We start from the raw sequence: 24,891 nt of genomic DNA, 5'->3' as shown, positions 1-24,891 counted from the left end.
TCAACTAAGACACCAGTTAAAGATACTGCAAACTTGACAGATGCCGAAAAATCTAAAGTTAAAGAAGCAGTAGAAGCAGTGAACCCAGGATCTAAAGCAGAAGTATCTACCCTTCCTAATACTGGTGAAAAACAATCGGTTGTAGCGCTTGGTCTTGCAGTTCTATCGGCCTTATCAGGTGGATTACTTGTTTCGAAGAAACGCAAAGAAGAAGAATAGTTAAATCATCTTATAGTTTGAGTTTCCACTCATTAGTTGGTTTTAACTAGATTACGAGGAGAATAATTTCTCCTCGTTTTTTTGTTCTTTAGGCTTTTAAACTCCAGTATAATAGCAGTTAGTTAGATCAATTTCTTTGATTCATTTTGATTTGTGTGATCAAGGACTCTAAATGTTATGTTTAAATGTACCTTAATTTGGCAATGACCTTGTTCTCCAGTATTAAGGAATGAGGTCATTGTCTTTTTTGAGATTGCATATTCTATAAGGATTAAAAATTTTTATCTTTTCTCTACCAGAATGAAAGATAAAATTTTAAAATAGCTAGGTCTTGAATTCTCTAGCTTATACCGATAAGGTTAATATGTATAAAGGTGTTCGTCATACGACTATTTAAGATGAAATTATGTGTGTGTTTCCTAATGATTTATGATAAAATTAATGGAGTTCCTTTGTGAAATTGATTTAAATGATGCGTTCATAGACTTTACAAACGTTACAATTTGTTCATAAATCATTGTAAATATGGCAAAATATTCTTCGTAAAATACATTTATATAACTATATTAGCTTTTGAATGATTTATTGATAAGACAAATTTTTTTAAATTACTTGATCTAAATGAAGATTGGTAGTTTTTTAAGAAAATATAGGGGAAAATGGAGAGAAGAATGGATATTTGGGAAATCATGTATGAAAAGGCAAAGTCCCTCTACCGTCCCCATGAAGTATCTGATTTTGTCTATGCGCAACACGTGGTTGCGGCTATTGAGGCAGAGGACGGACAAATTTTTACAGGCTTTTGTATGGAAGGGACCTGTGGGGTTTTCCATTTGTGTGCGGAACGAGCAGCTCTCTTTAATATGTACCAAGCATCTGGTCAAACCAAGGTAAAACGAATTTTGGCCTTTCGGGATCAACCACCTTATGGCGGCGGCTCTGGAATGCCTTGTGGGGCTTGTCGAGAGTTCTTAATGGAACTTGATCCAACCAATAGCCAGTTGGAGTTTATGGTCGATTATGAGAGTCGGAAGACCATTACTCTGGGAGAGCTGATACCACATTGGTGGGGAGAAGAACGGGCCAATCAGAGGACTGAGAATCTCTCCCAGGAGGAGTCTTAGTTTCCCAGGAGCTCAGATGAGAGAAGAAATGTGAGAGTGAGAGATGGACAATAAAATTGATGTATCGATTCCAGTTGCTCAAGTCATTGATCAACATCCGGAAGTGTTAGATTTGTTGGTGGAATTGGGCTTTAAACCCTTAGCCAATCCCATCATGCGTAATACAGTTGGGCGCAAGGTTTCCTTAAAACAAGGATCAAAATTAGAAGGTACTCCCATGGAGAAGATTGTGCGAACGCTAGAAGCCAATGGCTATGAAGTAGTGGGGCTAGACTAATGAGTGATGAACGAATTCATGTCTTAAGAGATATCTTATTATACCTTCATCATGGAGCTTCTCCTGAGTCAGTACAAGAGCGCTTTGATGCGACCTTTAGTGGGGTGTCTGCGATTGAAATTTCCCTCATGGAGCACGAACTGATGAACTCCGATGCCGGCATCACCTTTGAGGATGTCATGGAGCTTTGTGATGTCCATGCCAATCTCTTTAAGAATGCTGTTCAAGGGGTCGAAGTAGCAGATACCGATCACCCAGGCCATCCCGTTCAAATCTTTAAACAGGAGAACCTAGCCCTTCGTGCGGCTATGATGCGGGTCCGTCGCTTGCTGGATAATTATGAGACGACAGAGGATCCTGAGATGATCCAGGAGATTCACAAAGGCCTCTTGCGTCAGCTGGGCTTGGTGGGTCAATTTGATCGGCATTATCGTCGTAAGGAAGAGTTGATGTTTCCGATTATGGAGCGCTATGGGCATGACTCTCCTCCCAAAGTCATGTGGGGGGTAGATGACCAGATTCGAGACCTCTTTGCGAAAACTCTGGATGTGGCCAAAGCCCTGCCTGATTCTGCAATTTCAGAAGTCAAAGAGCGCTTTGAAGCCTTTGCGCAAGAGTTTGAGGCTATGATCTTCAAGGAAGAGTCCATCCTCTTGATGATTTTGCTGGAGGCTTTTAGCCAGGATGATTGGCTCTCCATCGCGGAAGAAAGTGATGCCTATGGTTATGCTATTATCATTCCGAGTGAGAAATGGGTGCCGAAACGTGTGGACTTCAATGAAGAAGGACCAATAGAGTCAGAAGATTCAACTGAACTACTTCCTTCTTCAAATGGAGGTGAGCAACGTCAGGTCATTGAGACTCCTGAGGGACAATTGACCATTACCTTCAGGCCTAAGAAAAGAGCAGAGAGCTTCGATCGCCAGCAACCACAAACTTTTGGACATGGCTTTCTCTCTGTAGAGCAGGCCAACTTGATCTTGAACCATCTGCCGATGGAGATCACCTTTGTCAATAAGGATGATATTTTCCAATATTACAATGATGCAGCGCCCTTTGAGGAAATGATCTTCAAACGGACGCCGTCGCAGGTAGGACGCAATGTCGAATTGTGTCACCCTCCGAAATACTTGGAGAAGGTCAAAGCCATCATGCAGGGGCTTCGAGAAGGGAAAAAAGACAAGTACGAAATGTGGTTCAAATCAGAATCACGTGGGAAATTTGTCCATGTGACCTATGCAGCGGTGCGCGATGACGCTGGAGAATTTCAAGGTGTCTTGGAATATGTCCAGGATATCCAACCCTATCGGGAGATCGATAGTGAATTTTATAGAGGATTGGAGTAAGAATGAGCTACGAAAAAGAATTTATGAAAGAATTTGAGGCTTGGATCAAAACCCAGGTCATGATCAATGAGATGGCCCTGACAGAAAGCAAGAAGGTCTATGAAGAGGATCAAGACGAGCGGGCCAAGGAAGCTATGATTCGCTATGAGAGTCGCTTGGATGCCTATCAATTCCTTCAAGGGAAGTTTGCCAACTACCACGAGGGGAAAGGTTTCCACGATCTTCCAGATGGCTTGTTTGGAGAGAGAACCTATTAAAGGCTCTCTGTGCAGGCCTTTGACTGGCTGGATTTGGCTGAAAATAGTGTAATGACTTGATTTTTCGAGGGATTGTGTTACAATAAAAAAGTTGAACAGACGTCAACGAATTATCGAAAGTAATATTGGTGATGAAACCTTGTTGCCTTAGGGATTGGTCACTGGATACGTAGGAGGAAAAATGGCAAAGAAGAACGTTAACCGTGCGAAACAATACAAACATCAAAATAGACATCTTTTGAAAAAAGCTGTCGCAACTGTAGCAGCAGCTGTTAAAGAAGCACCTAAGAAGGTTGAGAAAGCAGCAAAAGCAGTGGCGAAAGAAGTGAAACAAGTAGCTTCTTCAGTAGAAGAATTCGCTGCAAGCTTGGAAGGTGTAGCCCTTGATCGTGCGCAAACATTCTATGATGAAGGTATTCGCTCTGTTGCGGACTTCGCAAACTGGACAGAAAAAGAGTTGTTGGCCCTTAAAGGAATCGGACCAGCAACCATCAAAAAATTGCAAGAACTTGGTGTCAAGTTCAAATAATTGCTTTTGTGATTTCTTGCTATTTCCAGGAAAACTTGATAAAATGAAGCTGTTAGAGGTGTTTTGAATCCCACATTTTACAGAAAGTGGCGGTGCTGAGAAGTCCACAAATGTGTCGAAACTGGTTGCTAATGGATAAAAATGAAATAAACAAAGTTGCGGGCGTTGCCCGAAATTGGGTGGTACCGCGGATAAACATATTCGTCCCTGTCAGGTTGATGACAGGGGCGATTTTTTGTAGAAAGTGAGGGAGGAAGATGACAAGAGCAGAGTTGCCAGAACGAATCGAAACCGAGCGTCTAGTCTTACGAGTCCGTACAGTGGCTGATGCTAAGGATATCCATGCTTACGCCAGTCTTCCAGAAGTCTCTTACCCAGCAGGCTTTCCGCCCGTCAAGGCCTTGGAAGATGAGATTTATTATCTGGAGCATATCCTTCCCGAGCGCAATCAAAAGGACAATCTGCCAGCAGGCTATGGAATTGTGGTCAAAGGGACCGATACAATCATCGGCTCTGTTGACTTCAACCATCGCCACGAAGACGATGTGCTGGAGATTGGCTATACCTTGCACCCAGACTATTGGGGCCGATGTTATGTGCCAGAAGCGGCGCGTGCCTTGATTGATTTAGCTTTTACAGAACTGGAGCTTCACAAGATTGAATTGTCTTGCTTTGGTTACAACCTTCAAAGTCAAAGAGTTGCGGAAAAATTAGGATTTACCCTTGAAGCTCGTATCCGAGACCGTAAAGATGCCCAGGGCAATCGTTGTGACAGTCTCATATATGGATTGCTGAAGAGTGAGTGGGAGGTGGATTGATGCATGTTTTCATCATTGGAGCTCCAGCTTCAGGGAAAATGACCATTGGTCAGGAACTTTCGAAACTCACCGGCACGACTCTCTTTTTCAACCATCAATCAATTGATTTCGCACTCGAAATCTATCAGGATTTTACGGAAGAAATGTGGGAATTTGTTCGTAGTGTTAACTTTTCTTTTCTTGGAACAAGCGCCAGGCATCATCGGTCTGTGATTTTAACAGGCGTAATTGATTTTTCAAATCAATACAATTTGATGTATTTGAAGGACATTCAAGATTTGTTAAATGAGTATCATCAGCAGATTCTTTTTGTTGAATTAGAAACGTCTCTGGAGGAGCGGTTACGTCGAAATCGGACGGAGAATCGGTTGAAATACAAACCCTTGAAACGGTATGTTGAGGTATCTGAAAGAGAGATTATAGAGACTGATAAAACGAATCAACTTAATTCTCAAAAGCGACCGAGTGGTCTTCACCACTACCTTAAAATTGATAATACGAATCTGTCCGCAGAAGAAGTTGCACAGCAGATTCAAGAAAAAATGAAAACAATAGAGAAAGGACACACACATGTCTAAAGAACTTTCACCTAAATACAATCCAGCCGAGGTTGAGGCTGGTCGTTACCAAAAATGGCTTGATGCGGATGTTTTCAAGCCTTCAGGCGATCAAAAGGCTAAGCCTTATTCAATCGTGATTCCACCTCCAAACGTTACAGGTAAACTTCACCTTGGTCACGCTTGGGATACAACTCTTCAAGATATCATCATCCGTCAAAAACGTATGCAAGGTTTTGATACGCTTTGGCTTCCAGGGATGGACCACGCGGGGATTGCGACTCAGGCTAAGGTTGAGGAGCGCTTGCGTGGTGAGGGCATTACGCGTTATGACCTCGGTCGTGAAAAATTCCTCGAGAAAGTCTGGGAATGGAAAGACGAATATGCCACTACCATCAAGGAACAATGGGGCAAGATGGGGCTCTCTGTCGACTACTCTCGTGAGCGTTTCACTCTTGACGAAGGTTTGTCAAAAGCCGTTCGCAAGGTCTTTGTGGACCTTTACAAGAAAGGCTGGATCTACCGTGGTGAGTTTATCATCAACTGGGACCCTGCAGCTCGCACAGCCCTTTCTGATATCGAGGTGATCCACAAGGATGTCGAAGGTGCCTTCTACCACATGAACTACATGCTAGAAGACGGCTCACGCGCCCTTGAAGTGGCGACCACTCGTCCTGAGACAATGTTTGGGGATGTTGCGGTTGCGGTCAATCCAGAAGATCCACGCTACAAGGATTTGATTGGTAAACATGTCGTTCTTCCAATCGCTAACAAACTCATCCCAATCGTTGGGGATGAGCACGCAGATCCTGAGTTTGGTACAGGTGTCGTGAAAATCACGCCTGCCCACGATCCAAATGACTTCTTGGTTGGTCAACGTCACAACTTGCCACAAGTCAACGTCATGAACGACGACGGAACCATGAACGACTTGGCCTTCGAATTTGCAGGTATGGACCGTTTTGAAGCTCGTAAGGCAGTCGTTGCTAAATTGGAAGAAATCGGTGCCCTCGTTAAAATCGAAAAACGTGTCCACAGTGTTGGTCACTCAGAGCGTACAGGTGTAGTGGTTGAACCACGCTTGTCAACGCAATGGTTCGTCAAGATGGACCAATTGGCTAAGAACGCTATCGCCAACCAAGACACAGAGGACAAGGTAGAATTCTACCCACCTCGTTTCAACGACACCTTCCTCCAATGGATGGAAAATGTCCACGACTGGGTTATCTCTCGTCAGCTCTGGTGGGGTCACCAAATCCCTGCTTGGTACAATGCTGAGGGTGAAATGTACGTCGGTGAAGAAGCTCCTGAAGGTGACGGATGGACTCAGGACGAAGACGTCTTGGACACTTGGTTCAGTTCTGCCCTTTGGCCATTCTCAACTATGGGCTGGCCCGATGTTGACTCAGAAGACTTCAAACGTTACTTCCCAACTTCAACCTTGGTAACAGGTTACGACATCATCTTCTTCTGGGTGTCTCGTATGATCTTCCAATCATTGGAATTCACGGGCCGTCAGCCATTCCAAAACGTTCTGATTCACGGTCTCATTCGTGATGAGCAAGGACGTAAGATGTCTAAATCTCTCGGTAACGGGATTGACCCAATGGATGTCATCGAGAAATACGGTGCCGATGCCCTTCGTTGGTTCCTTTCAAACGGTTCTGCACCAGGTCAAGACGTGCGCTTCTCTTACGAGAAAATGGATGCTTCATGGAACTTCATCAACAAGATCTGGAACATCTCTCGCTACATCCTCATGAACAATGAAGGATTGACCCTTGAGCAAGCAACAGCCAATGTCGAAAAGGTTGTTAATAAGGAAGCTGGAAACGTCACAGACCGCTGGATTCTCCACAACCTCAATGAAACCATCGGAAAAGCAACTGCCAACTTTGACAAGTTTGAATTTGGTGTGGCTGGCCACATCCTCTACAACTTCATCTGGGACGAGTTTGCGGACTGGTATGTTGAGTTGACTAAGGAAGTCCTTTATAGCGATAACGAAGAAGAGAAAGTCATCACACGTTCTGTTCTCCTTTACACTTTGGACAAGATCCTTCGTCTCCTTCACCCAATCATGCCATTTGTGACAGAGGAAATCTTTGGACAAATCTCAGAAGGCTCTATCGTTACAGCAGCATACCCAACTGTTAATCCAGCCTTTGAAGACCTTGTTGCCCACACTGGTGTCGAAAGCCTCAAAGACTTGATCCGTGCTGTTCGTAATGCGCGTGCGGAAGTAAACGTCGCTCCTAGCAAGCCAATCACGATTCTTGTTAAGACAAGCGATAGCGACTTGGAAGCCTTCTTTAATAGCAATGTCAACTACATCAAACGCTTCACAAATCCAGAACACTTGGAGATCGCATCAAACATCCCTGCACCTGAACTCGCGATGTCAAGCGTCATCACAGGAGCAGAAATCTACTTGCCACTGGCAGACCTCCTCAATGTCGAAGAAGAACTCGCTCGTCTCGACAAGGAACTGGCTAAATGGCAAAAAGAACTGGATATGGTCGGTAAGAAGCTCTCTAACGAACGCTTCGTAGCCAATGCCAAACCAGAAGTCGTCCAAAAAGAACGCGACAAACAAGGCGACTACCAAGCCAAATACGACGCGACCGTAGCACGTATTGATGAGATGAAGAAACTCGTGAAATAAACATAGAAACACGGCGGAATGCCGTGTTTTTTTGGTATAATGAAACTATTAAATAACGGTAGAAAAGAGACGATCTATGCCAGAAGGCGTAACTTTATTTCAAGACACTCTTATTAAATCATTAAAATATGGATTTGTGGATAATGTCCAGTATCAAGAGGGTGGGTATTCACCTCAGATTCTGATCAACGATCATGAAATGAAGCGGTATGTTTTGACAGATTTGCAAGAGGAGTTGAGCAAGTGCAAGGCCTTTTACATATCAGTGGCCTTTATTACACAGTCTGGAATTGCCTTAATTAAGTCGCAATTGTCTGATCTGATGGATAAAGGAATCAAAGGTAAAATTCTGATTTCTCCTTATCTTGATTTTAATGATCCAGTTGCAATGCAAGAATTGCTCAAGTTAGAGAATGTAGAAGTTCGTTTGACTCCAGAGAGTTTGCAAATGCATGCCAAGTTTTATCTTTTTGAGCATGAGGGAAGACAGGTATTGATTTCGGGAAGTTCGAATCTGACTCACAATGCTCTCAAAATCAATTATGAGTGGAATATTAAATTGACATCTACCCATAATGGCGAACTTATTCGAGCTACTAAAGCTGAATTTGACAAGATTTGGGAGAAGTCTGCTCTTTTGACAGATGAAAAGATTGCTTCTTATGCACGAAAACGTCAGAATGTCATTCGAGTGGATCAGATTCGCGAAGAGAAGCTTGTTCAATATCAGAGTGAAACGATTAGTCCTAATGAAATGCAAAAGGATGCTTTAAAAGGCTTGCAAGCGATTCGTGATTCTGGGAAAAAGAAGGCTTTGGTCATCAGTGCCACTGGGACAGGAAAAACCTTTCTATCAGCTTTTGATGTTCAACAGTTTAAACCAGAAAGAATGCTTTTCATTGTTCACCGAGAGCAGATTTTACAGAAGTCGTTAACAGATTTTAAAAAGGTCTTGCAGTTCTCTGATGAAGAAGGTCTTATTTATCACTCTGGGGCTGATTTGACGGGTAAAAAATATGTCTTTGCTACTATTCAAACCCTATCGCGTGAACAGCATTTAAATCTATTTTCAAGAGATTTTTTTGACTATATTCTGATTGATGAGGTTCATAAGGCTGGTGCAGATTCTTATAAAAAAGTGATGGCGCATTTTCAACCAGAATTCTTTTTGGGGATGACGGCTACTCCAGAGCGGACTGATGGTCAGAATATTTACGAATTGTTTGACTACAATATCGCTTATGAGATTCGTCTACAGGATGCCCTTGATAATGATATGCTTTGTCCCTTCATTTATTTTGGAGTGAAGGACATCGAAGTTGAAGGACAGTTAGTCAATGAGAAAACTACGATTGCAAACTTAACATCCGAAGAGCGCGTGAAGCATATTATTAAAAAGATTGATTTTTATGGAGTGAGTGGAGAGAAAGTGAAGGGCTTGATGTTCTGTTCTTCTAAGCAAGAAGCCCATGAATTAGCATCCAAACTAAACCAAAAGGGGAAACGTTGTCGCGCCTTAACAGGTGAAGATAATATGGAGACCCGGAATGAAGTTGTTGCCCAACTAGAAAAGGGAGAACTTGACTACATTCTAACAGTAGATATTTTTAACGAAGGAATTGATATTCCATCGGTCAATCAGGTTGTGATGTTGCGGAATACTCAATCGAGCATTGTTTTTGTGCAACAGTTAGGTCGAGGACTACGGAAGCATGAGAGTAAAGAATATGTGACCATTATCGATTTTATCGGAAATTACAAGAATAACTATCTAATTCCTATTGCTTTGTTTGGTGATAAATCGATGAATAAAGATAATTATCGTCGAGAGCTTCGAGAACCAAACATTCTAAAAGGATTGACGACCATCAACTTTGAAGAAGTAGCTAAGGAACAAATCTTTAAGTCCATCACTAATACTAATTTATCAAAAAAAGTTTTGTTAAAAGAAGCATACATGGAGACGAAGAACCGGACAGGTCGTATTCCAAAATTAAGTGATTTTTGGAAATTAGATACTTTGGATCCATATATCTTTTTTGATAGATTTAAACATTATGGAGAAGTTATAGAATATTATGACAAGGATGATTCATTTGTTAAAATTCCTGAGTTAAATGGATTTCTAATTTTTCTTTGTAAAGAGTTATCAAATGGAAAGAGGAAAGCAGATCTTTATCTTTTAAAAATCTTGCTGGAAAAAGAAAAGATTTCGCGTTCGGATTTTGAAAAATTCCTAAAAGATGAAAAACTAGAGGCTTCTAATGAGTTATTGAAGTCTATTGAGAATGTCTTGACCTATAGCTTTTTTGTTAAAAGAGATCAGGAAAAGTATGGTGTATCAGCTTTGGCTATCAAGAATAATATTTATCAACTTTCACCATATTTTGCTCAATTTCTGACAGTGGAGTATAAAGATTTTATATTAGATATCATTCAGACGGGTCTTTACCGTTCTGAAAAGTATCCACAGAAACCTTTGACGATCGGGGAGAAATATTCTCGTAAAGACGCTGTGAGACTACTCAACTGGGATAAGGATGAGAGCTCGACTGTTTATGGTTATACGATTAAACATGGAACTTGTCCGATTTTTGTCACTTATCACAAAGAGGATGATATTGCTGAAACAACTCAGTATCAAGATGGCTTTTTATCAAACAAAGTCTTTCACTGGTATTCGCGGAGCAATATGAGTTTCAAGTCAAAGGAAGTAGTCGAGATTATGCAATCTAATGATACTGGATTGACCCTTCACCTGTTTATAAAAAAAGAAGATGGTGAAGGATATGATTTTTATTATCTTGGGCCGGTTCGTTATATTGAGAATAGTGCTCTTGAAACTACAATGCCTGATGATAAAACTCCTGTAGTGATCATGAATTTTGAACTGATCAATGAAGTTCCTACAACACTTTATGATTATTTAACAAAAAATAAGAGGTATACCTCTTATTTTTTGTTAATAATTCTACAGCTGGACGATCGACAGGTGCCCAGTTAAGCAATTTTAATTCATGTGGTGCTAGCCAAGTAGAATTTTGGTGTTCTAACAACTCTAGGTTTCCTGAGAGTAACTTGGCGTGATAGGTTTTCATAACGACAGTCCCGAAATCATAATCATAGGAGGCTTCATTCACAAAGGAGATAATTTCAATTTCAGAATTTAATTCTTCCTGTATTTCACGAATGAGCGCTTGTTCAGGGGATTCTCCTGCCTCTAATTTTCCACCAGGAAATTCCCAAAAACCTCCCAAGCTTTTTCCTTCAGGTCTTTGAGCACAAAAGATTTTCCCATCTTTTTCAATGGCAGCTGCAACAACGTGAATAATTTTTTTTGACATGATTTACCTCCTCTTTCATTGTATCAGAAATAGGTTGGAAGAAGCAATTAAAGAATAAAGTCAAATTAAAAAACAGTGAAATCGGCATTGACTTCATCTGGATCGATGTGGACAATCCTCCTGCAGACGCGATTGGTTGGATTGCGAAATCCTCTTCATCAACATGATAAAACAACCTCCTAGTTTTCTAGGAGGTTGCTTTGTATTCTGTGGTGGGACTGTGCCCTAGGTAGGTATAAATCCGTGTCAGTGGGGATTTGGGATGGGTGGAGACGCGAAAGTGAAAGTAGTGGTCACGATGATCACGACTCTGGGTGTGGTGGAGTCTGAAATAGTTTCGCTGACCTGTCGACATGGAACGGAGCAGGTCATCTTCTAAAAAGACCAAGGGGGTCGCAGTCGTTGCCAATCGGTAAAAATCGTGCTCGAACTGCTGGTAATTGTCTGAAAAATAATCGAATTGGAGTTCGTGTTTATTCAGGGCTGGTTTCATAGCTAGAATCTCCTGGTTCAATAGAAAAAATAGTCGAAAGAAGGAGAGAGTGGTAGTGCTGGTCATTTTTAATGAGGACTTCAGAGGAGCTTAAGGTATAGACCTGGCCGTAGTAGACGGCGACTTGATTGTCTTGGAGGGTAGAGAGGGAGAGGGTGGTCTCTTGCTGGTAAGCCTGCTCGAGGAGGTGACGGATTTCTTGGTTTGAGAGGAGGCGAAGCTCTTCTAGGGAGAGGTGCTTTGTTTGTAAGGCCGTAGAATGCTCAGAGAGGAAGAAGCCAGCCCACTTGGCCATGCCCCGGTCTTGGAAGTCGCGTGCCGACTGATAGGGGAGATAAGAACGATCAATCATGCTAAGCCATCTAAACCTCCTGCTGAGTGGCCTCCGGTCAGTTTGCTTCGAGCCAGAGCGCGCGAATTTTCTAATAGGGCAGATCCCTTCTGTAGAGAAGCAAATCCAAATCGGTCACGGATGTGGTCAATGGTCTCTTGGAGGGCCTCTTCTTTTTGGGTTTGTCCAGGGTCATCAAATAGGGAGATCAGCTGGAAGCTCTCCTCTATGAGATTCCCATAAAAGACTCCAATCTGCCGGATGGCTCCTCCCTGGTAGTGGGAACGAAAGAGCTGGATGACTTCCTTGGCTAATTGAGCTGTAGAGTTTGTCGGATCAATCTTTCGCTGGCAGTGGATGGAGGGGAGCTGTTCTTGTTTGGAATAGCTAGCGTGGATGGAGACCAGTTGGGTCTTTTTCTTTTCCCGACGCAAGCGGATAGCGACCTGCTCAGCCATCTCCCGAAAGACTAATTCAATATCACTTTGGCGGTGGTAGTCACGGGGAAGGATTTGCGAATTTCCTAGACCGTGAAACTTTGGACGATAGGGGCGATGGACATTGCTTTCATCGATCCCATGGGCATGAAACCAGAGCTGGACGCCCATGACTCCGAATTCTTTTTTGAGCTGGTCTGGATTGGCCTGGGCCAGTTCATAGATGGAGTGAATGCCTAGTTTGTTCAGGCGTTTTTCTGTTCGATGGCCGATCCCCCAGAAATCGGTCAGTTTTTTTATCTGCCAGACTCGATTGGGGACGTCTTCGTAAGACCAGTTAGCCCGCATGGTTTTCTGGTGCTTGGCTTCATTGTCCAGAGCCAGTTTGGCCAGGAGCGGATTGGCATTGCTCATCCCGACAGTAGCATAGATCCCAGTTTTCTGCCAAATGCGCTTTTGGATCCGAGCAGAAAGAAGATCCAGCTTGGAGCGTCGGTCTAGCTGAGGATCGGGAATAAAGTAGTTGAGAGAGCTACTCAAATCGATAAAACCCTCATCGATGGAATAGGGATAGATGTCATCTGGAGCAGCAAATTCTTGAAAGACTTGCTGGATTTCCATGTTGACCTGGATATAGGCATTCATGCGAGGGGGCACGATAAAAGTGCGCTTAGCCCAACTTTCGATATAGTGGACAAAGGCTGGATCTGTAGGTAGACCTTGCTTACGGGCCAGGTAGTAATTGAATTTCCTCGTCTTGAGATCAAAGGGCAGATCGTAGCTACGTCCGACATTTTTCTTCCCAAAGACCTGCTTGAAAACGGGGGAACTGGCTAAGATGAGGCCAGCAGAATTGTCGCTCCGACTCATAACACAAAGAGAGGTCGTCAAGGGATTGAGGCCGAGACGGACGCATTCACAACTGGCATAGAAACTTTTCATATCCACAAAAGCAATGTCAGACCGAGGCTCACGTGAATAATCAAAAAGCATGTTTAGACCTCCAGAGGGAGGAAGTGGCCGACCACGATGCCGACGATTTTTGGTTCATCTTCGTAGGGTGCAAAAAGGTCATCATAGGCTGGGTTGATGGACTCTAGACGGAGGCCCTCCTCTTCTCGATAGACTTTTTTGATATAGGTCTTTCCATTCCACATGAGGGCGTAGACCGCTCCATCATAGTCAAATCCGGTCTGTTTCATCAAGGCAACGGAACCGTTTGGATAGCTTGGTTCCATAGAATCTCCAGAAACCCAAGAGGCAAAGTCGTGTTGGATCTCTTGGTCAAAATAAACGGTCTCGTAGTCGGTCTCATTGTCATAAAAGGTATGACCATGTCCAGCTGCCAAGTCGATAGAGAGGACACGGTAAGGGATCAAAGAGACCACCTTTTCTTGCTCTGCTAAGAGTTGACTGGCCAAGAGATCGACCTTTTTCTGATGGGGCGGAGTTAGTAAAGGGTAGGTGAAAAGCGCTGAGCTCTTGTCGACAAAGTAGTCCTCTTTAACGGAGAGGTGCTTGGCCAACCTCCTGAGGTTTTTATCGTGTGGCTCTGCTAAGCCATTCTCCCAACTAGAGTAGGTCTTGCGACTAATCTCTAAGGATTCATAGACCTGGGCTTGGGTTAGGCCGAGCTCAAGTCGCCGGTCTTTTAATTTTTTTGCATCAAACATTTGCATTCTCCTATGTAACGTTTTAAAAGTTACATATAGTATAACAAAAATAAATTCGGACTTCAAGAGAAAAGTGAGAGGATTTTTCTTTGACAGCGAAAGGGATTTGGTTCAGCAGCTCTCAGATTGGGGAGGATGGGTGTTTTTGTATCTTTTATCCAAATTTTGATATAATAATCTCTATGAAGATTGTATCAGGTACCTATGGAGGGCGTCCTCTTAAGACGCTCGAAGGAAAGACAACGAGGCCCACTTCAGATAAGGTGAGAGGGGCGATGTTTAATATGATCGGTCCTTATTTTGATGGGGGGCGGGTCTTGGATTTATATGCTGGCTCAGGTGGCTTGTCCATCGAAGCGGTATCGAGGGGGATGGAGCAGGCTGTCTTGGTTGAGAAAGACCGCAGAGCCCAAGGGATTATTGCTAGCAATATCCAAATGACCAAGGAAAGCCACAAGTTTCAATTGCTGAAGATGGAGGCTCACCAAGCTCTCAGTCAATTGCAGGGGACTTTTGACCTTGTCTTCTTAGATCCTCCCTATGCCAAGGAGCAGATCGTAGCCGATATTGAGGCTCTGGCTGAACGAGACTTGCTGGGAGAAGAGGTCATGGTCGTCTGTGAGACAGACAAGGCAGTGGACTTGCCTGAGGAGATTGCTTGTCTAGGAATCTGGAAAGAAAAAATCTACGGAATTAGTAAGGTGACGGTTTATGTCAGATAAAATCGGATTATTTACAGGTTCATTTGACCCAATGACCTTGGGACACTTGGATTTGATAGAGCGAGCTAGTCGCTTGTTTGATTGCTTGTATATAGGCATCTTCTTTAATCATGAGAAGAAGGGCTATTTTACCATTGAGCAAAGGGAAGCCATGGTGACAGAGGCAGTGGCTCATTTGTCCAATGTAAGAGTCATCACTTCGGAGGCAGAGTTGGCTGTAGAAGTGGCTAGACGGTATGGGGTGACGAGCTTGGTTCGCGGTTTGCGCAATGGCCAGGACTTCCTCTATGAAAGCAACATGGACTACTTCAATCACCAGCTGGCTCCAGAGCTTGAGACCATCTATCTCTGTGCCCAGCCCCAGTACCAGGCCTTGAGCTCGACGAGAATTCGTGAGTTACTGACCTTCCAGCAAGATGTCAGTGCCTATGTTCCAGAGAGTGTTATAAAGGAGATGAAATAAAAGGAATGAAAGAATTTGAGAAACAAAGGGCTCAGCTACCAGAAAGCCCATTTGAACCTGTACGAAAAAAAGATAGTGTGTGGAGGACCTATCGCTGGCCCCTTATTGGGACCTTGCTTCTGATTTTGGCCTTGCTAGCTTTCTTTGTTCCCCTGCCCTACTATCTGGAAATGCCCGGGAGTTCAGAAGATATTCGCCAAGTGATGCGCGTCAACCAGAAAAATGATGAAGCACCCGGTTCGTATGATTTTGTCACTGTTGCCGTCAAGCAAGCGACCTTCTCGGATATAGTCTATGCCTGGGTGACTCCTTTTACAGATATCCACTCTGAAAAAGAAATGACAGGTGGCAGTTCCAGTGAGGAATTTTTCCGGATCAATCAATTTTATATGGAGACCTCTCAAAATACTGCCAAATACCAAGGATTAAAAACTGCTGGAAAAGAGACAGAGATGGAATTCTTAGGTGTTTATGTCATGCAAGTGGCAGAAGACTCTACCTTTAAAGGCGTTCTAAATATTGCGGACACGGTTACGGCTGTGAATGACAAAACCTTCAAGAGCTCAAAAGAGCTCATCGAGTATGTTGGTTCCCAAAAAATCGGAGACAAGGTCTCAGTGACCTACACAGAAGATGGTCAGACCAAGACAGCTGAAGGAAAGATTATTAAGTTGGTCAATGGCAAGAATGGGATTGGGATTAGCTTGATTGACCGGACAGAAGTGAAGAGTGACGTGCCGATTGAGTTTGCGACAGCTGGCATCGGTGGTCCAAGTGCCGGGATGATGTTTAGTTTGTCCATCTATACCCAAGTAGCGGATCCAGACCTTCGTCAGGGACGCCACATCGCGGGGACAGGGACTATTAACCATGATGGGACTGTCGGAGATATCGGTGGAGTGGATAAAAAAGTCGTAGCAGCAGATCGCGCTGGTGCTGAAATCTTCTTTGCTCCTGATAATCCGGTGACAGAAGAAGTCAAAAAGAACAATCCGAATGCCAAGAGCAACTACGACGAAGCAGTAGAAACAGCTAAGAAAATTAAAACCAAGATGAAAATTGTCCCTGTCAAAACCTTGCAGAATGCCATCGATTATTTGAAAAAGAATTAAAGTAGCTTGCTCGACATAGTTTGTACTTGAAAGTATGAGCTGATGTTGGTAGATCGGAATATTCATCTTCCAATCAAATTCAAGTTTTTGCATATCAATCTCTCTATTTTTAGAGAGATTTTTTCTTTATACTAGTGTCAGAAAGAAAGGGAGGTAGTGAAATGATTCAAACCAGTTTGTTTTCCATTTCAGTATTCTTAGCGGGAGTTCTATCCTTTTTCTCCCCGTGTATTTTACCACTGATGCCAGTCTATGTAGGGATCTTATTAGATTCTGAGCATGAAAAAACGGTGCGTATTTTTGGAAGAGATATTTCTTGGTATGGTTTGGTCAAGACCCTCTGTTTTATTGCTGGTCTATCAACCGTATTTCTCATCCTAGGTTATGGTGCAGGTGCCCTTGGTCAGGTACTCTATGCTCCCTGGTTCCGTTACCTACTAGGAGGGATTGTCATCTTATTGGGAATCCATCAGATGGGCTTCATCAATCTGAGACAACTCCAAAAACAAAAGAGTATCCAACTGAAGAAGGACGAAAAACGCAATGAATTCTTCAATGCTTTTCTGATAGGGGTCACCTTCAGTTTTGGTTGGACCCCTTGTGTCGGACCAGTTTTGAGCTCTGTTTTAGCCATTGCCGCTTCTGGAGGAGATGGTGCATTGCAAGGTGCTCTCCTGATGATGGTCTATACATTGGGCTTGGCGCTACCCTTCTTAGTCTTAGCTCTAGCTTCTAGCTGGGTTCTACAACATTTTGCTAAACTCAAGCCCCATATGGGAACCTTGAAAAAAATTGGTGGTGCCCTCATCATCTTGATGGGCATCTTGCTGATGCTAGGAAATCTTAATAGCCTCGCATCCCTGTTTCACTAATCTTGAATGATTAAAGGAGAAAAATCATGAAAAAAATTCTTGCACTTTCTATTGCTACACTTAGCATCGTCACTTTAGCAGCTTGTTCTGGACAGAAATCAGATTCAGACATGAAAAAAACGGACGATAGTAGTATGATGAAGAAGGACGATATGAAGAAGGATGACATGAAGGATTCATCCATGTCCGATGATAAAATGAAAAAAGAAGACATGAAAGATTCATCTATGATGTCTGACAGCAGTTCTGAAATGAAGGACGATATGAAAAAAGATGAGATGAAATCCAGCGATTCAGAAATGAAAGATGAAAAGAGTGAATCATCTGATATGAAATCAGACCAATAAAGGACAGTAGGAAGAGGAAGTCGTCTGCTTGGGCGACTTTCTCCCTATTTATTAAAGAGGAGGAAGACATGAAAAAAATAGCTTTAGTAGCTGCAGGATTCTTGTGTGCTGGACTTTTGGGGGCTTGCTCTAACCAAGGAATGGAATCATCCAACAAAAGTGAGACTAAGCAGACATCCATAATGGGATCTTCAGAGCAATCTGGAAAGAAGGTTCAAGAGTTTAACCTGCAAGGAGTAGACGGTAAGACCTACCGCTTATCAGATTACAAGGGAAAGAAAGTTTATCTCAAGTTTTGGGCTTCCTGGTGCTCAATCTGTCTTTCAACATTAGGCGACACAAATGATTTAGCAAAGGCAGAGGAGGGTAAGGATTATGTGGTCTTATCCGTTGTAGCTCCAACCTTTAATGGCGAAAAATCGGAAGCAGATTTCAAAAACTGGTACCAGTCTTTGGATTACAAGGATTTCCCAGTCTTGATGGACAGTAATGGCGACTTGCTCAAAGAGTATGGGATTCGCTCTTATCCATCTGCTCTCTTTATTGCGAGTGATGGAACTCTCGCTAAGACCCATATCGGTTATATGAGCAAGGAAGACATCGTCCAGACTCTAAAAGAAATGAAGTAAGGAGGACATAAAATGGAAACAAAATGGAAACTCATTTCCGTTCTTTTAGTGGGCCTGCTTTGTTTTGGACTCTTTTTCCTTATCAAAGGATCCATGGCCTTGGATACATCAGATGCAACGACTGAGCAGATCAAAAAAGCGTCCATGAGTCAGACACCAGTAGCAAACAAAAATAAGGAAGAAAAAGTCAATCCAGAAGACCAACGAGAAATCTATCTAGCTGGTGGTTGCTTCTGGGGTGTGGAAGAGTATTTTTCCCGTGTTCCAGGTGTGATTGATGCCGTATCAGGCTATGCCAATGGAAAGGGAGAAACGACCAAGTATGAATTACTCCCTCAAACAGGCCATGCTGAAACGGTACACATCACCTATAATGTCAAGAAGGTTTCCTTGAAAGAACTGCTTCTACACTATTTCCGGATTATTGATCCAACATCAAAAAACCGTCAGGGAAATGATGAGGGCAGTCAATATCGGACAGGAGTTTATTACACTGATGAAGCAGATTTGCCAACCATAAACCAAGTATTTGAAGAGGTGGCGAAGAAGTATGATAAACCTTTGGCTGTAGAAAAAGAAGAACTTGCTAATTATATCAATGCGGAAGACTACCATCAGGACTATCTACAGAAACATCCGAATGGCTATTGTCACATTGATGTGAATCAAGCTTCTTATCCGGTTATTGACGCTAGTCGCTATCCAAAACCGAGCGATGAAGAGATCAAGAAGAAGTTATCACCCGAAGAATATGCAGTGACGCAAGAGAATGATACAGAGCGTGCTTTTTCTAACCGCTATTGGGATAAGTTTGAAGCGGGCATCTATGTGGATGTCGTAACAGGAGAGCCTCTCTTCTCCTCAAAAGATAAATTTGATTCTGGTTGTGGTTGGCCAAGCTTTAGCCGACCGATCAGTCCGGATGTGGCAACCTACAAGGAAGATAAGAGTTTCAATATGACTCGGACAGAGGTTCGGAGTCGAGTAGGAAATTCCCATCTAGGCCACGTCTTTACTGATGGACCTAAGGAAAAAGGTGGCCTTCGTTACTGTATAAATAGCTTGTCAATCAAATTCATCCCTAAAGCAGAGATGGTGGAAAAGGGCTACGGCTATTTGTTGGACTATGTCTAAGACTTTTTGCGACCTACTTTGATATAATGAGTATAATAAGGGTAAGTAGGTGAAACACATGTATTCAATCATGATTGTAGAAGACGAAGAGCTAGTTCGGCAGGGACTGACTTCTCTAGTGAATTATGAACAGTTTGGGATGAAGGTCATTGACCAAGCGGAGAATGGGCGAATAGCTTGGGAAAAATTTCAAGCACAACAGGCTGATCTTCTCTTGACTGATATCAATATGCCACAGATGAATGGCTTAGATTTGGCCCAACTGGTCCGAGAGAAAGCTCCTTCCTGCCATATCATCTTTCTAACAGGCTATGATGATTTTGAGTTTGCTCGAAAAGCCATTCGACTCGGAGCAGATGACTATCTCCTCAAGCCCTTTTCAAAAGCAGATATTGAAGAGATGTTGGGGAAAGTCAAGAATAAGCTAGACGAGGAACGAAAGAAAGCCCAGGTTGAAACCTTGGTGGATCAGGGTCATTCGACAGAGTTGGAAGAGGCTATTCATTCCCGCTTAGCGGATTCCCAATTGACCCTCAAGGACTTGGCTTCTCAACTGGGTTTTAGTCCCTCTTATCTGAGTGTTCTAATCAAGAAAAAATTAGGTCTCCCTTTTCAAGAATACTTGATCCAAGAACGGATGAAAAAGGCCAAACTTTTACTCTTGACGACGGATCTCAAGATTTATGAGATTGCAGATCAGGTTGGCTTTGAGGATATGAACTATTTTTCTCAACGCTTTAAACAAGTAGTCGGTGTAACCCCAAGACAATACAAAAAAGGAGAGCATGAATGAAACGATACCCTTTGCTGATTCAGCTGATTGTCTATGTATTTGTCTTCATTCTCTTACTCTTGGGTTTGGTCGGTAGTCTATACTATCAAACTAGCTCAGCAACCATTGGCCAACTGACAGAGCGGACAACCCGCAATAGTATCGACCAGAGTAGTCAGTTTATCACCTCCTATCTGAAAAAATTGAAGCAGACCACCTCGGTCCTTAGTAAAGAAGAGACCGTTCGTCAGTTTGCTCAAGACAAGGAGGTGAGCCCAGAAGCCGTTCAAAGTCTGATGCAAACCATTATTGAGACAGACCCAGATCTGGTTTCGGCTGTCTTGGTGACTAAGGATGGACGCCTCGTTGCTACGGATTCTCAAATTAGCATGCAAACCTCATCGGATATGATGAACGAAAGATGGTATCAGGAAGCTATCAAGGAGAGGGCCATTCCAGTCTTGACGCCGGCCCGGAAGGAATCCTTGTCTTCAGAGAAGGATAAGTGGGTGATTTCTATCACCCAGGAAGTGGTGGATGCTTCTGGTCAAAATCTAGGAGTTTTGCGCCTAGATATTGGTTATCAAAGTCTAGAGGCTTATCTGGATCATCTCCAACTAGGCAAAAAAGGCTTTAGTTTCATCGTCAATCAGAAGCATGAATTTGTCTACCATCCTAAAAAGACAGTCTATTCTTCCAGTCGGGAAATGCAGGCCATGCAACCCTATATTGCTGTCAAGGATGGCTATGCCCAAAAGGGGCAGAACTTTGTCTACCAAATTGCTATACCAGAGAGTGATTGGACCTTAATTGGAGTGGCTTCTCTGGAAGGTCTCCAGATGCTTCAGTCGCAAATGCTCTATTCCTTTATAGGTTTAGGAGTTCTCGTCCTCATCATGTGCTGGATGGGAATCTGGTTCATTCTGCGCTTGTGGATTAAACCCCTACAAGACTTGCAGGCTGTCATTTTGAAAATAGGAGCTGGTGATTCCCACTTGCGGGCAACTACCAAGGGATCGCCCGAATTGGTAGATCTTGCTCAAGCCTTTAACCGTATGTTGGATCAAATTGAAAACCTTATGCAATTGGTTAAAGAAGAGGAACAAAACGCACGACGTTATGAACTGCGAGCTCTTTCAGCCCAAATCAATCCACATTTCCTCTATAACACCTTGGATACCATTGTCTGGATGGCTGAGTTTAATGATGGTCAGCGCGTGGTTGACTTGACTAAGTCCCTAGCCAAATATTTCCGCCTTGCTCTCAATCAAGGACAGGAACAAATTAGGCTTCAGGACGAAATAGACCATGTGCGCCACTATCTCTTCATTCAGAAACAACGCTATGGAGATAAGTTGAATTATGAAATTTTTGAAGAGGGGACGTTGGGAGATTATCAGCTTCCAAAACTGGTTCTACAACCCTTAGTGGAAAATGCCATCTATCACGGCATCAAGGAGATGGATCGGCCGGGCATGATACGAGTCACTTCAGAAATCAGAGAAGAACAAGTGGTCCTGACGATTTACGATAATGGACGAGGCTTTGCCTTGTCTGAGTCGACAGACCAAACCCTTCTTCGGCTAGGAGGAGTTGGTTTGCAAAATGTGGATCAACGCTTGCGGTTACAGTTTGGGGCTAGCTATCATATGGAGATTGATTCTAAGCCTAGTAGCTATACGAAAATCACTCTTTATCTACCCCTCACATCACGTGATGAACATTCATGGGAGTGAAAAAGAACTTCATAAAATAAAAAAGTTGAAAAGGTTCTCCAAATCTTTTCAATTTTCCCACCTCCGCACAGCTCCAATAGTCTGGAGCGTGTTGGAGGTTGAAAACAACGGAAACGTTGTCTCCTTTATTTTAGGTTATCTTTGGGACTTAATAAGCGAACAAAGACTTAGGAAACTTGCTCGCAAGTTCAATCTGATACCTCAAAGCAGTGCTTTGAGCAATCAACCACTGCGTCTTGCTGTTATTCCTATCAAATATCAAAGGTTGAAATATAGATAAACTATTTTTTACATAAAATAGCAAGATGATTTTTAACAAATAATTTTTGTTTTTTGAGATATTTAAGTAGATCTAAAACTTTCCGCTGTGAGAAAAGTGCCTGAAACATATTTGTTTCAGGCACTCGGAATTATTGAGACCTTAGGCTCAATAATTAGTCATGGAACTTCTACGAAGTTCGCTGACGTCCGTACTCACCTAAGGAAAGTTTTTCAGAAGACTTTATCTTCCATCTGAGCAGGCTTTGAAAAAGCCTGCTTTTTATAATGTGACAGGAAGAAGAAGTAAATTAAATCGTCAGACTTTTTACAGATTATCTCTTTTCCGTTGAAATTCTATCTAAAGATAGGGATTTATGATAGAATAAAGTGTTACAACTAAAGGTATGAATAAAGGAAAGCTATGCGCAAAGAAATATCCCCTGAATTATTTAATTACAATAAATATCCTGGACCGGAATTTCGTCTGGTTGGCAATCAAGTGCTAGCAGAACAATTGACATTTGAACTGGTTGAGAACCAAAATGATGCCTTTGATGCGACGGTCTTTGGTCAGCGTTTTTCAGAGGTTTTAACCAAATTTGATTATATTGTCGGTGATTGGAGCAATGAACAGTTGCGTCTACGTGGCTTCTATAAGGACGATCGTCCGGTCACAGATGCAGAGAAAATCAGCCGTCTGGAAGATTATTTACTAGAATACTGTAGCTATGGCTGTGCTTATTTTGTCCTAGAAAATGCAGAACCTCGTCGAGCATCCTTTGACAAAAAATCTTCTCCAAAACAACAGGAAGAGGGCAATCGTTCTGCTAAGCGTGGCGGTCGTCAAAATCGCCGAAATCGTTCTAAAAATCAGCCACGAGAACGTGAACAAGAGCAAAAACAAAAGACTTCTCAACCAAAGAAAAAGAACCGTCAGCGGTCTAGAAAAAAAGATGCACAGGGTGAGCAAGAGCGCCACTTTGTCATCCGTCAAAAGTAAAGAGAGAAAAGAGATAAGATGAAACCTTCAATTTATGGCCTGACTCGACAAGAACTGATTGAGTGGGCAGAAGAAAATGGTGAAAAGAAATTCCGAGCTACCCAAATCTGGGAATGGCTCTATCGGAAACGCGTCCAGTCATTTGAAGAAATGACCAACCTATCGAAGGACTTGATTGAAACCTTGAACGACCAGTTCGTGATTAATCCTTTGAAACAACGAATCGTGCAAGAGTCGGCAGATGGAACCGTCAAATACCTTTTTGAATTGCCAGATGGCATGTTGATTGAGACAGTATTGATGCGTCAACACTACGGCTTGTCAGTTTGTGTCACCACTCAGGTAGGGTGCAACATCGGCTGTACCTTCTGTGCATCTGGTTTGATCAAGAAACAACGCGACTTGAACAGTGGGGAAATCGTTGCCCAAATCATGTTGGTTCAAAAATACTTTGACGAACGTGGACAAGATGAACGCGTCAGCCACATCGTTGTGATGGGAATTGGTGAGCCATTTGATAACTACAAGAATGTCTTGAGCTTTGTCCGTACGGTCAATGATGACAAGGGATTGGCTATCGGTGCGCGCCACATTACCGTTTCAACGTCTGGCTTAGCCCATAAGATTCGTGATTTTGCTAATGAAGGAGTTCAGGTCAATTTGGCAGTATCCCTGCATGCTCCAAACAATGACTTGCGTTCTAGCATCATGAAAATCAACCGCGCCTTCCCAATCGAGAAACTGTTTGCGGCGATTGAGTACTATATCGAAACGACCAACCGCCGGGTAACCTTCGAGTACATCATGCTCAATGAAGTCAATGATGGTGTCGAACAAGCCTTGGAATTGGCAGAACTCCTTAAAAAGATCAAGAAGCTATCTTATGTCAACTTGATTCCTTACAACCCAGTTAGTGAGCATGATCAATATAGCCGGAGTCCAAGAGAGCGCGTGATGGCCTTTTATGACACCTTGAAGAAAAACGGAGTCAACTGCGTGGTTCGTCAGGAGCATGGTACGGATATCGATGCCGCTTGTGGCCAATTGCGTTCCAATACGATGAAGAGAGACCGGGAGAAAGCCATTGTTGAAGAAGCTCAACCGTAACAACTGGCTACTAGAAGAAGGGCAATTAACAAATAAAGGAAGACAACTGCTACTAGGTGGCAGTTTCTTCTATTTTGTTCTGCTCTGCCTCATGTGTTTTCTCCCTCAACAGCCAGAACCAGGGATGGAAACACCTGGGATCCAACATTTTGGGCGAGTAGTCGTATTATTGGTCCCCTTTAATTCCCTCATCAATCTAGGTCAAGTGACCAGTCTGGTCCAGCTAATCAAGGTGCTTGTACAGAATATAGCCAACATCTTTCTTTTATCCCCTCTGGTCTTCCAACTGCTGTGGCTCTGGCCTTGGCTAGGCACTCGGAAACGCGTCCTTTGCTTTAGTCTAGGGATGAGTTTGTGGATTGAGCTCAGTCAGATTGTCCTAGACCTTTTGTTTGATTTCAATCGTGTGTTTGAGATAGATGATCTGTGGACCAATACCCTGGGAGGCTACCTAGCCTATCTGTGTTTTAACTGGCTGCAAGCTTCTATAAGTAAGGACAACCTATCTTAGTTTGGTACAAAATCCGAACAATTGAATACGATTTCAAATTTTGGGTTGACAAACTGTAGGCAGGAAGCTATAATAGCTTCAAGACATCAGAAAAGTAGGGATTTTTCTCACTTCCAGGGAGCTTGTGGTAATTGTGAACAAGCAGTGGTGAATCT

General features: G+C 42.9%; 27 protein-coding genes and 1 other annotated feature (1 of these 28 cut by a window edge). Of the genes, 22 read left to right on the top strand and 5 right to left on the bottom strand.

The genetic code is table 11. The annotated features are described in order from the left end of the window. The 10 genes from HMPREF9421_RS09565 to HMPREF9421_RS09520 form a co-directional block, all read left to right on the top strand. Positions 1–219 (top strand): LPXTG cell wall anchor domain-containing protein (locus HMPREF9421_RS09565; RefSeq protein WP_006596824.1); only part of this gene is annotated, 219 nt, incomplete at its 5' end. 671 nt (positions 220–890) lie between these two features. After that, positions 891–1,343, top strand: coding sequence for a cytidine deaminase family protein (locus tag HMPREF9421_RS09560; protein WP_006597198.1), 453 nt, complete (start codon positions 891–893; stop codon positions 1,341–1,343). Between the two features lie 43 nt (positions 1,344–1,386). Then, entirely contained in the window at positions 1,387–1,620 is a 234-nt protein-coding gene (locus HMPREF9421_RS09555) for a DUF1858 domain-containing protein (protein ID WP_006596822.1), read from the top strand. Further along, positions 1,620–2,966, top strand: coding sequence for a DUF438 domain-containing protein (locus tag HMPREF9421_RS09550; protein ID WP_006596821.1), 1,347 nt, complete (start codon positions 1,620–1,622; stop codon positions 2,964–2,966). Before HMPREF9421_RS09555 ends, HMPREF9421_RS09550 begins: the two co-directional genes overlap by 1 nt. A gap of 2 nt (positions 2,967–2,968) precedes the next feature. After that, the gene (locus HMPREF9421_RS09545) at positions 2,969–3,223 is read left to right on the top strand and encodes a DUF1912 family protein (RefSeq protein WP_006596820.1); all 255 of its coding nucleotides are present in this window, start codon (positions 2,969–2,971) and stop codon (positions 3,221–3,223) included. A gap of 181 nt (positions 3,224–3,404) precedes the next feature. Continuing rightward, the gene (locus HMPREF9421_RS09540; protein ID WP_006596819.1) at positions 3,405–3,752 is read left to right on the top strand and encodes a helix-hairpin-helix domain-containing protein; all 348 of its coding nucleotides are present in this window, start codon (positions 3,405–3,407) and stop codon (positions 3,750–3,752) included. Between the two features lie 257 nt (positions 3,753–4,009). Beyond that, positions 4,010–4,570: a GNAT family N-acetyltransferase gene (locus HMPREF9421_RS09535; RefSeq protein ID WP_006596818.1), complete on the top strand. Its 561-nt coding sequence runs from the start codon at positions 4,010–4,012 to the stop codon at positions 4,568–4,570. Further along, positions 4,570–5,148 (top strand): AAA family ATPase, encoded by a 579-nt coding sequence (locus tag HMPREF9421_RS09530; RefSeq protein ID WP_006596817.1) that lies wholly within the window; start codon positions 4,570–4,572, stop codon positions 5,146–5,148. Before HMPREF9421_RS09535 ends, HMPREF9421_RS09530 begins: the two co-directional genes overlap by 1 nt. Next, positions 5,141–7,792 carry a valine--tRNA ligase gene (locus HMPREF9421_RS09525; RefSeq protein ID WP_006596816.1) on the top strand — a complete coding sequence of 884 codons (2,652 nt, stop codon included), beginning with the start codon at positions 5,141–5,143 and terminating at the stop codon, positions 7,790–7,792. Before HMPREF9421_RS09530 ends, HMPREF9421_RS09525 begins: the two co-directional genes overlap by 8 nt. Before the next feature lie 76 nt (positions 7,793–7,868). Next, complete coding sequence (locus HMPREF9421_RS09520) at positions 7,869–10,796, top strand: DEAD/DEAH box helicase (RefSeq protein ID WP_006596815.1); 2,928 nt, start codon at positions 7,869–7,871, stop codon at positions 10,794–10,796. On the opposite strand, the gene HMPREF9421_RS09515 is transcribed toward HMPREF9421_RS09520, so the two are convergent. The 5 genes from HMPREF9421_RS09515 to HMPREF9421_RS09495 form a co-directional block, all read right to left on the bottom strand. Next, positions 10,699–11,136, bottom strand: coding sequence for a (deoxy)nucleoside triphosphate pyrophosphohydrolase (locus tag HMPREF9421_RS09515; protein WP_006596814.1), 438 nt, complete (start codon positions 11,134–11,136; stop codon positions 10,699–10,701). The genes HMPREF9421_RS09520 and HMPREF9421_RS09515 overlap by 98 nt on opposite strands. Positions 11,137–11,323: 187 nt before the next feature. Then, entirely contained in the window at positions 11,324–11,629 is a 306-nt protein-coding gene (locus HMPREF9421_RS09510) for a DUF5960 family protein (protein ID WP_040803112.1), read from the bottom strand. Then, positions 11,610–11,981: a hypothetical protein gene (locus tag HMPREF9421_RS09505; protein WP_006596813.1), complete on the bottom strand. Its 372-nt coding sequence runs from the start codon at positions 11,979–11,981 to the stop codon at positions 11,610–11,612. The genes HMPREF9421_RS09510 and HMPREF9421_RS09505 overlap by 20 nt, the downstream gene beginning before the upstream one ends. Next, entirely contained in the window at positions 11,978–13,390 is a 1,413-nt protein-coding gene (locus HMPREF9421_RS09500) for a Y-family DNA polymerase (protein WP_006596812.1), read from the bottom strand. The genes HMPREF9421_RS09505 and HMPREF9421_RS09500 overlap by 4 nt, the downstream gene beginning before the upstream one ends. A gap of 2 nt (positions 13,391–13,392) precedes the next feature. Further along, positions 13,393–14,070, bottom strand: a complete 678-nt coding sequence (locus HMPREF9421_RS09495) for a helix-turn-helix domain-containing protein (protein WP_006597000.1) — start codon at positions 14,068–14,070, stop codon at positions 13,393–13,395. Between the two features lie 182 nt (positions 14,071–14,252). Between HMPREF9421_RS09495 and rsmD the strand changes: the two genes are divergently transcribed. The 12 genes from rsmD (at position 14,253) to HMPREF9421_RS09430 (ending at position 24,736) form a co-directional block, all read left to right on the top strand. Next, a complete protein-coding gene (gene rsmD, locus HMPREF9421_RS09490; RefSeq protein ID WP_006596810.1) occupies positions 14,253–14,792 on the top strand; it encodes a 16S rRNA (guanine(966)-N(2))-methyltransferase RsmD in 540 nt (179 codons plus the stop codon). Next, positions 14,782–15,255: a pantetheine-phosphate adenylyltransferase gene (gene coaD / locus HMPREF9421_RS09485; RefSeq protein WP_006596809.1), complete on the top strand. Its 474-nt coding sequence runs from the start codon at positions 14,782–14,784 to the stop codon at positions 15,253–15,255. Before rsmD ends, coaD begins: the two co-directional genes overlap by 11 nt. A gap of 5 nt (positions 15,256–15,260) precedes the next feature. After that, positions 15,261–16,367, top strand: a complete 1,107-nt coding sequence (locus HMPREF9421_RS09480) for a SepM family pheromone-processing serine protease (protein ID WP_006596808.1) — start codon at positions 15,261–15,263, stop codon at positions 16,365–16,367. 161 nt (positions 16,368–16,528) lie between these two features. Next, positions 16,529–17,239, top strand: a complete 711-nt coding sequence (gene ccdA2 / locus HMPREF9421_RS09475) for a thiol-disulfide oxidoreductase-associated membrane protein CcdA2 (RefSeq protein ID WP_006596807.1) — start codon at positions 16,529–16,531, stop codon at positions 17,237–17,239. 26 nt (positions 17,240–17,265) lie between these two features. Then, positions 17,266–17,586 (top strand): hypothetical protein, encoded by a 321-nt coding sequence (locus tag HMPREF9421_RS09470; RefSeq protein ID WP_006596806.1) that lies wholly within the window; start codon positions 17,266–17,268, stop codon positions 17,584–17,586. A 68-nt stretch (positions 17,587–17,654) separates the two neighbouring features. After that, positions 17,655–18,215, top strand: coding sequence for a redoxin family protein (locus HMPREF9421_RS09465; RefSeq protein ID WP_006596805.1), 561 nt, complete (start codon positions 17,655–17,657; stop codon positions 18,213–18,215). A 12-nt stretch (positions 18,216–18,227) separates the two neighbouring features. After that, positions 18,228–19,349 carry a peptide-methionine (R)-S-oxide reductase MsrB gene (msrB, locus tag HMPREF9421_RS09460; protein WP_006596804.1) on the top strand — a complete coding sequence of 374 codons (1,122 nt, stop codon included), beginning with the start codon at positions 18,228–18,230 and terminating at the stop codon, positions 19,347–19,349. A gap of 58 nt (positions 19,350–19,407) precedes the next feature. After that, the gene (locus tag HMPREF9421_RS09455) at positions 19,408–20,142 is read left to right on the top strand and encodes a response regulator transcription factor (protein WP_006596999.1); all 735 of its coding nucleotides are present in this window, start codon (positions 19,408–19,410) and stop codon (positions 20,140–20,142) included. After that, the gene (locus tag HMPREF9421_RS09450) at positions 20,139–21,857 is read left to right on the top strand and encodes a cache domain-containing sensor histidine kinase (protein ID WP_006596802.1); all 1,719 of its coding nucleotides are present in this window, start codon (positions 20,139–20,141) and stop codon (positions 21,855–21,857) included. The genes HMPREF9421_RS09455 and HMPREF9421_RS09450 overlap by 4 nt, the downstream gene beginning before the upstream one ends. A 682-nt stretch (positions 21,858–22,539) precedes the next feature. Beyond that, positions 22,540–23,118, top strand: coding sequence for a YutD family protein (locus tag HMPREF9421_RS09440; RefSeq protein ID WP_006596800.1), 579 nt, complete (start codon positions 22,540–22,542; stop codon positions 23,116–23,118). A gap of 18 nt (positions 23,119–23,136) precedes the next feature. Beyond that, positions 23,137–24,225, top strand: coding sequence for a dual-specificity RNA methyltransferase RlmN (gene rlmN / locus HMPREF9421_RS09435; protein ID WP_006596799.1), 1,089 nt, complete (start codon positions 23,137–23,139; stop codon positions 24,223–24,225). Beyond that, positions 24,203–24,736 (top strand): VanZ family protein, encoded by a 534-nt coding sequence (locus HMPREF9421_RS09430; RefSeq protein ID WP_006597134.1) that lies wholly within the window; start codon positions 24,203–24,205, stop codon positions 24,734–24,736. The genes rlmN and HMPREF9421_RS09430 overlap by 23 nt, the downstream gene beginning before the upstream one ends. Positions 24,737–24,813: 77 nt before the next feature. After that, positions 24,814–24,891, top strand: a binding site (T-box leader) (it continues 158 nt past the right edge of the window).

The sequence above is a fragment of the Streptococcus australis ATCC 700641 genome, from assembly GCF_000186465.1.
Lineage (GTDB): Bacteria > Bacillota > Bacilli > Lactobacillales > Streptococcaceae > Streptococcus > Streptococcus australis.
Note: the sequence above shows the minus strand (reverse complement) of the source record. Positions and strands in the feature narration are given on the sequence as shown.

Excerpts from the sequence above, each read along its gene's own strand:
- HMPREF9421_RS09525 (WP_006596816.1), top strand. The coding sequence starts at position 5,141 with ATGTCTAAAGAACTTTCACCTAAATACAATCCAGCCGAGGTTGAGGCT.
- msrB (WP_006596804.1), top strand. The coding sequence starts at position 18,228 with ATGGAAACAAAATGGAAACTCATTTCCGTTCTTTTAGTGGGCCTGCTT.
- HMPREF9421_RS09455 (WP_006596999.1), top strand. The coding sequence starts at position 19,408 with ATGTATTCAATCATGATTGTAGAAGACGAAGAGCTAGTTCGGCAGGGA.
- HMPREF9421_RS09535 (WP_006596818.1), top strand. The coding sequence starts at position 4,010 with ATGACAAGAGCAGAGTTGCCAGAACGAATCGAAACCGAGCGTCTAGTC.
- HMPREF9421_RS09520 (WP_006596815.1), top strand. The coding sequence starts at position 7,869 with ATGCCAGAAGGCGTAACTTTATTTCAAGACACTCTTATTAAATCATTA.
- ccdA2 (WP_006596807.1), top strand. The coding sequence starts at position 16,529 with ATGATTCAAACCAGTTTGTTTTCCATTTCAGTATTCTTAGCGGGAGTT.
- coaD (WP_006596809.1), top strand. The coding sequence starts at position 14,782 with ATGTCAGATAAAATCGGATTATTTACAGGTTCATTTGACCCAATGACC.
- HMPREF9421_RS09560 (WP_006597198.1), top strand. The coding sequence starts at position 891 with ATGGATATTTGGGAAATCATGTATGAAAAGGCAAAGTCCCTCTACCGT.
- rlmN (WP_006596799.1), top strand. The coding sequence starts at position 23,137 with ATGAAACCTTCAATTTATGGCCTGACTCGACAAGAACTGATTGAGTGG.
- HMPREF9421_RS09440 (WP_006596800.1), top strand. The coding sequence starts at position 22,540 with ATGCGCAAAGAAATATCCCCTGAATTATTTAATTACAATAAATATCCT.
- HMPREF9421_RS09505 (WP_006596813.1), bottom strand. The coding sequence starts at position 11,981 with ATGATTGATCGTTCTTATCTCCCCTATCAGTCGGCACGCGACTTCCAA.
- HMPREF9421_RS09530 (WP_006596817.1), top strand. The coding sequence starts at position 4,570 with ATGCATGTTTTCATCATTGGAGCTCCAGCTTCAGGGAAAATGACCATT.
- HMPREF9421_RS09465 (WP_006596805.1), top strand. The coding sequence starts at position 17,655 with ATGAAAAAAATAGCTTTAGTAGCTGCAGGATTCTTGTGTGCTGGACTT.
- HMPREF9421_RS09500 (WP_006596812.1), bottom strand. The coding sequence starts at position 13,390 with ATGCTTTTTGATTATTCACGTGAGCCTCGGTCTGACATTGCTTTTGTG.
- HMPREF9421_RS09550 (WP_006596821.1), top strand. The coding sequence starts at position 1,620 with ATGAGTGATGAACGAATTCATGTCTTAAGAGATATCTTATTATACCTT.
- rsmD (WP_006596810.1), top strand. The coding sequence starts at position 14,253 with ATGAAGATTGTATCAGGTACCTATGGAGGGCGTCCTCTTAAGACGCTC.
- HMPREF9421_RS09470 (WP_006596806.1), top strand. The coding sequence starts at position 17,266 with ATGAAAAAAATTCTTGCACTTTCTATTGCTACACTTAGCATCGTCACT.
- HMPREF9421_RS09545 (WP_006596820.1), top strand. The coding sequence starts at position 2,969 with ATGAGCTACGAAAAAGAATTTATGAAAGAATTTGAGGCTTGGATCAAA.
- HMPREF9421_RS09480 (WP_006596808.1), top strand. The coding sequence starts at position 15,261 with ATGAAAGAATTTGAGAAACAAAGGGCTCAGCTACCAGAAAGCCCATTT.
- HMPREF9421_RS09555 (WP_006596822.1), top strand. The coding sequence starts at position 1,387 with ATGGACAATAAAATTGATGTATCGATTCCAGTTGCTCAAGTCATTGAT.
- HMPREF9421_RS09540 (WP_006596819.1), top strand. The coding sequence starts at position 3,405 with ATGGCAAAGAAGAACGTTAACCGTGCGAAACAATACAAACATCAAAAT.
- HMPREF9421_RS09515 (WP_006596814.1), bottom strand. The coding sequence starts at position 11,136 with ATGTCAAAAAAAATTATTCACGTTGTTGCAGCTGCCATTGAAAAAGAT.
- HMPREF9421_RS09450 (WP_006596802.1), top strand. The coding sequence starts at position 20,139 with ATGAAACGATACCCTTTGCTGATTCAGCTGATTGTCTATGTATTTGTC.
- HMPREF9421_RS09510 (WP_040803112.1), bottom strand. The coding sequence starts at position 11,629 with ATGAAACCAGCCCTGAATAAACACGAACTCCAATTCGATTATTTTTCA.
- HMPREF9421_RS09495 (WP_006597000.1), bottom strand. The coding sequence starts at position 14,070 with ATGTTTGATGCAAAAAAATTAAAAGACCGGCGACTTGAGCTCGGCCTA.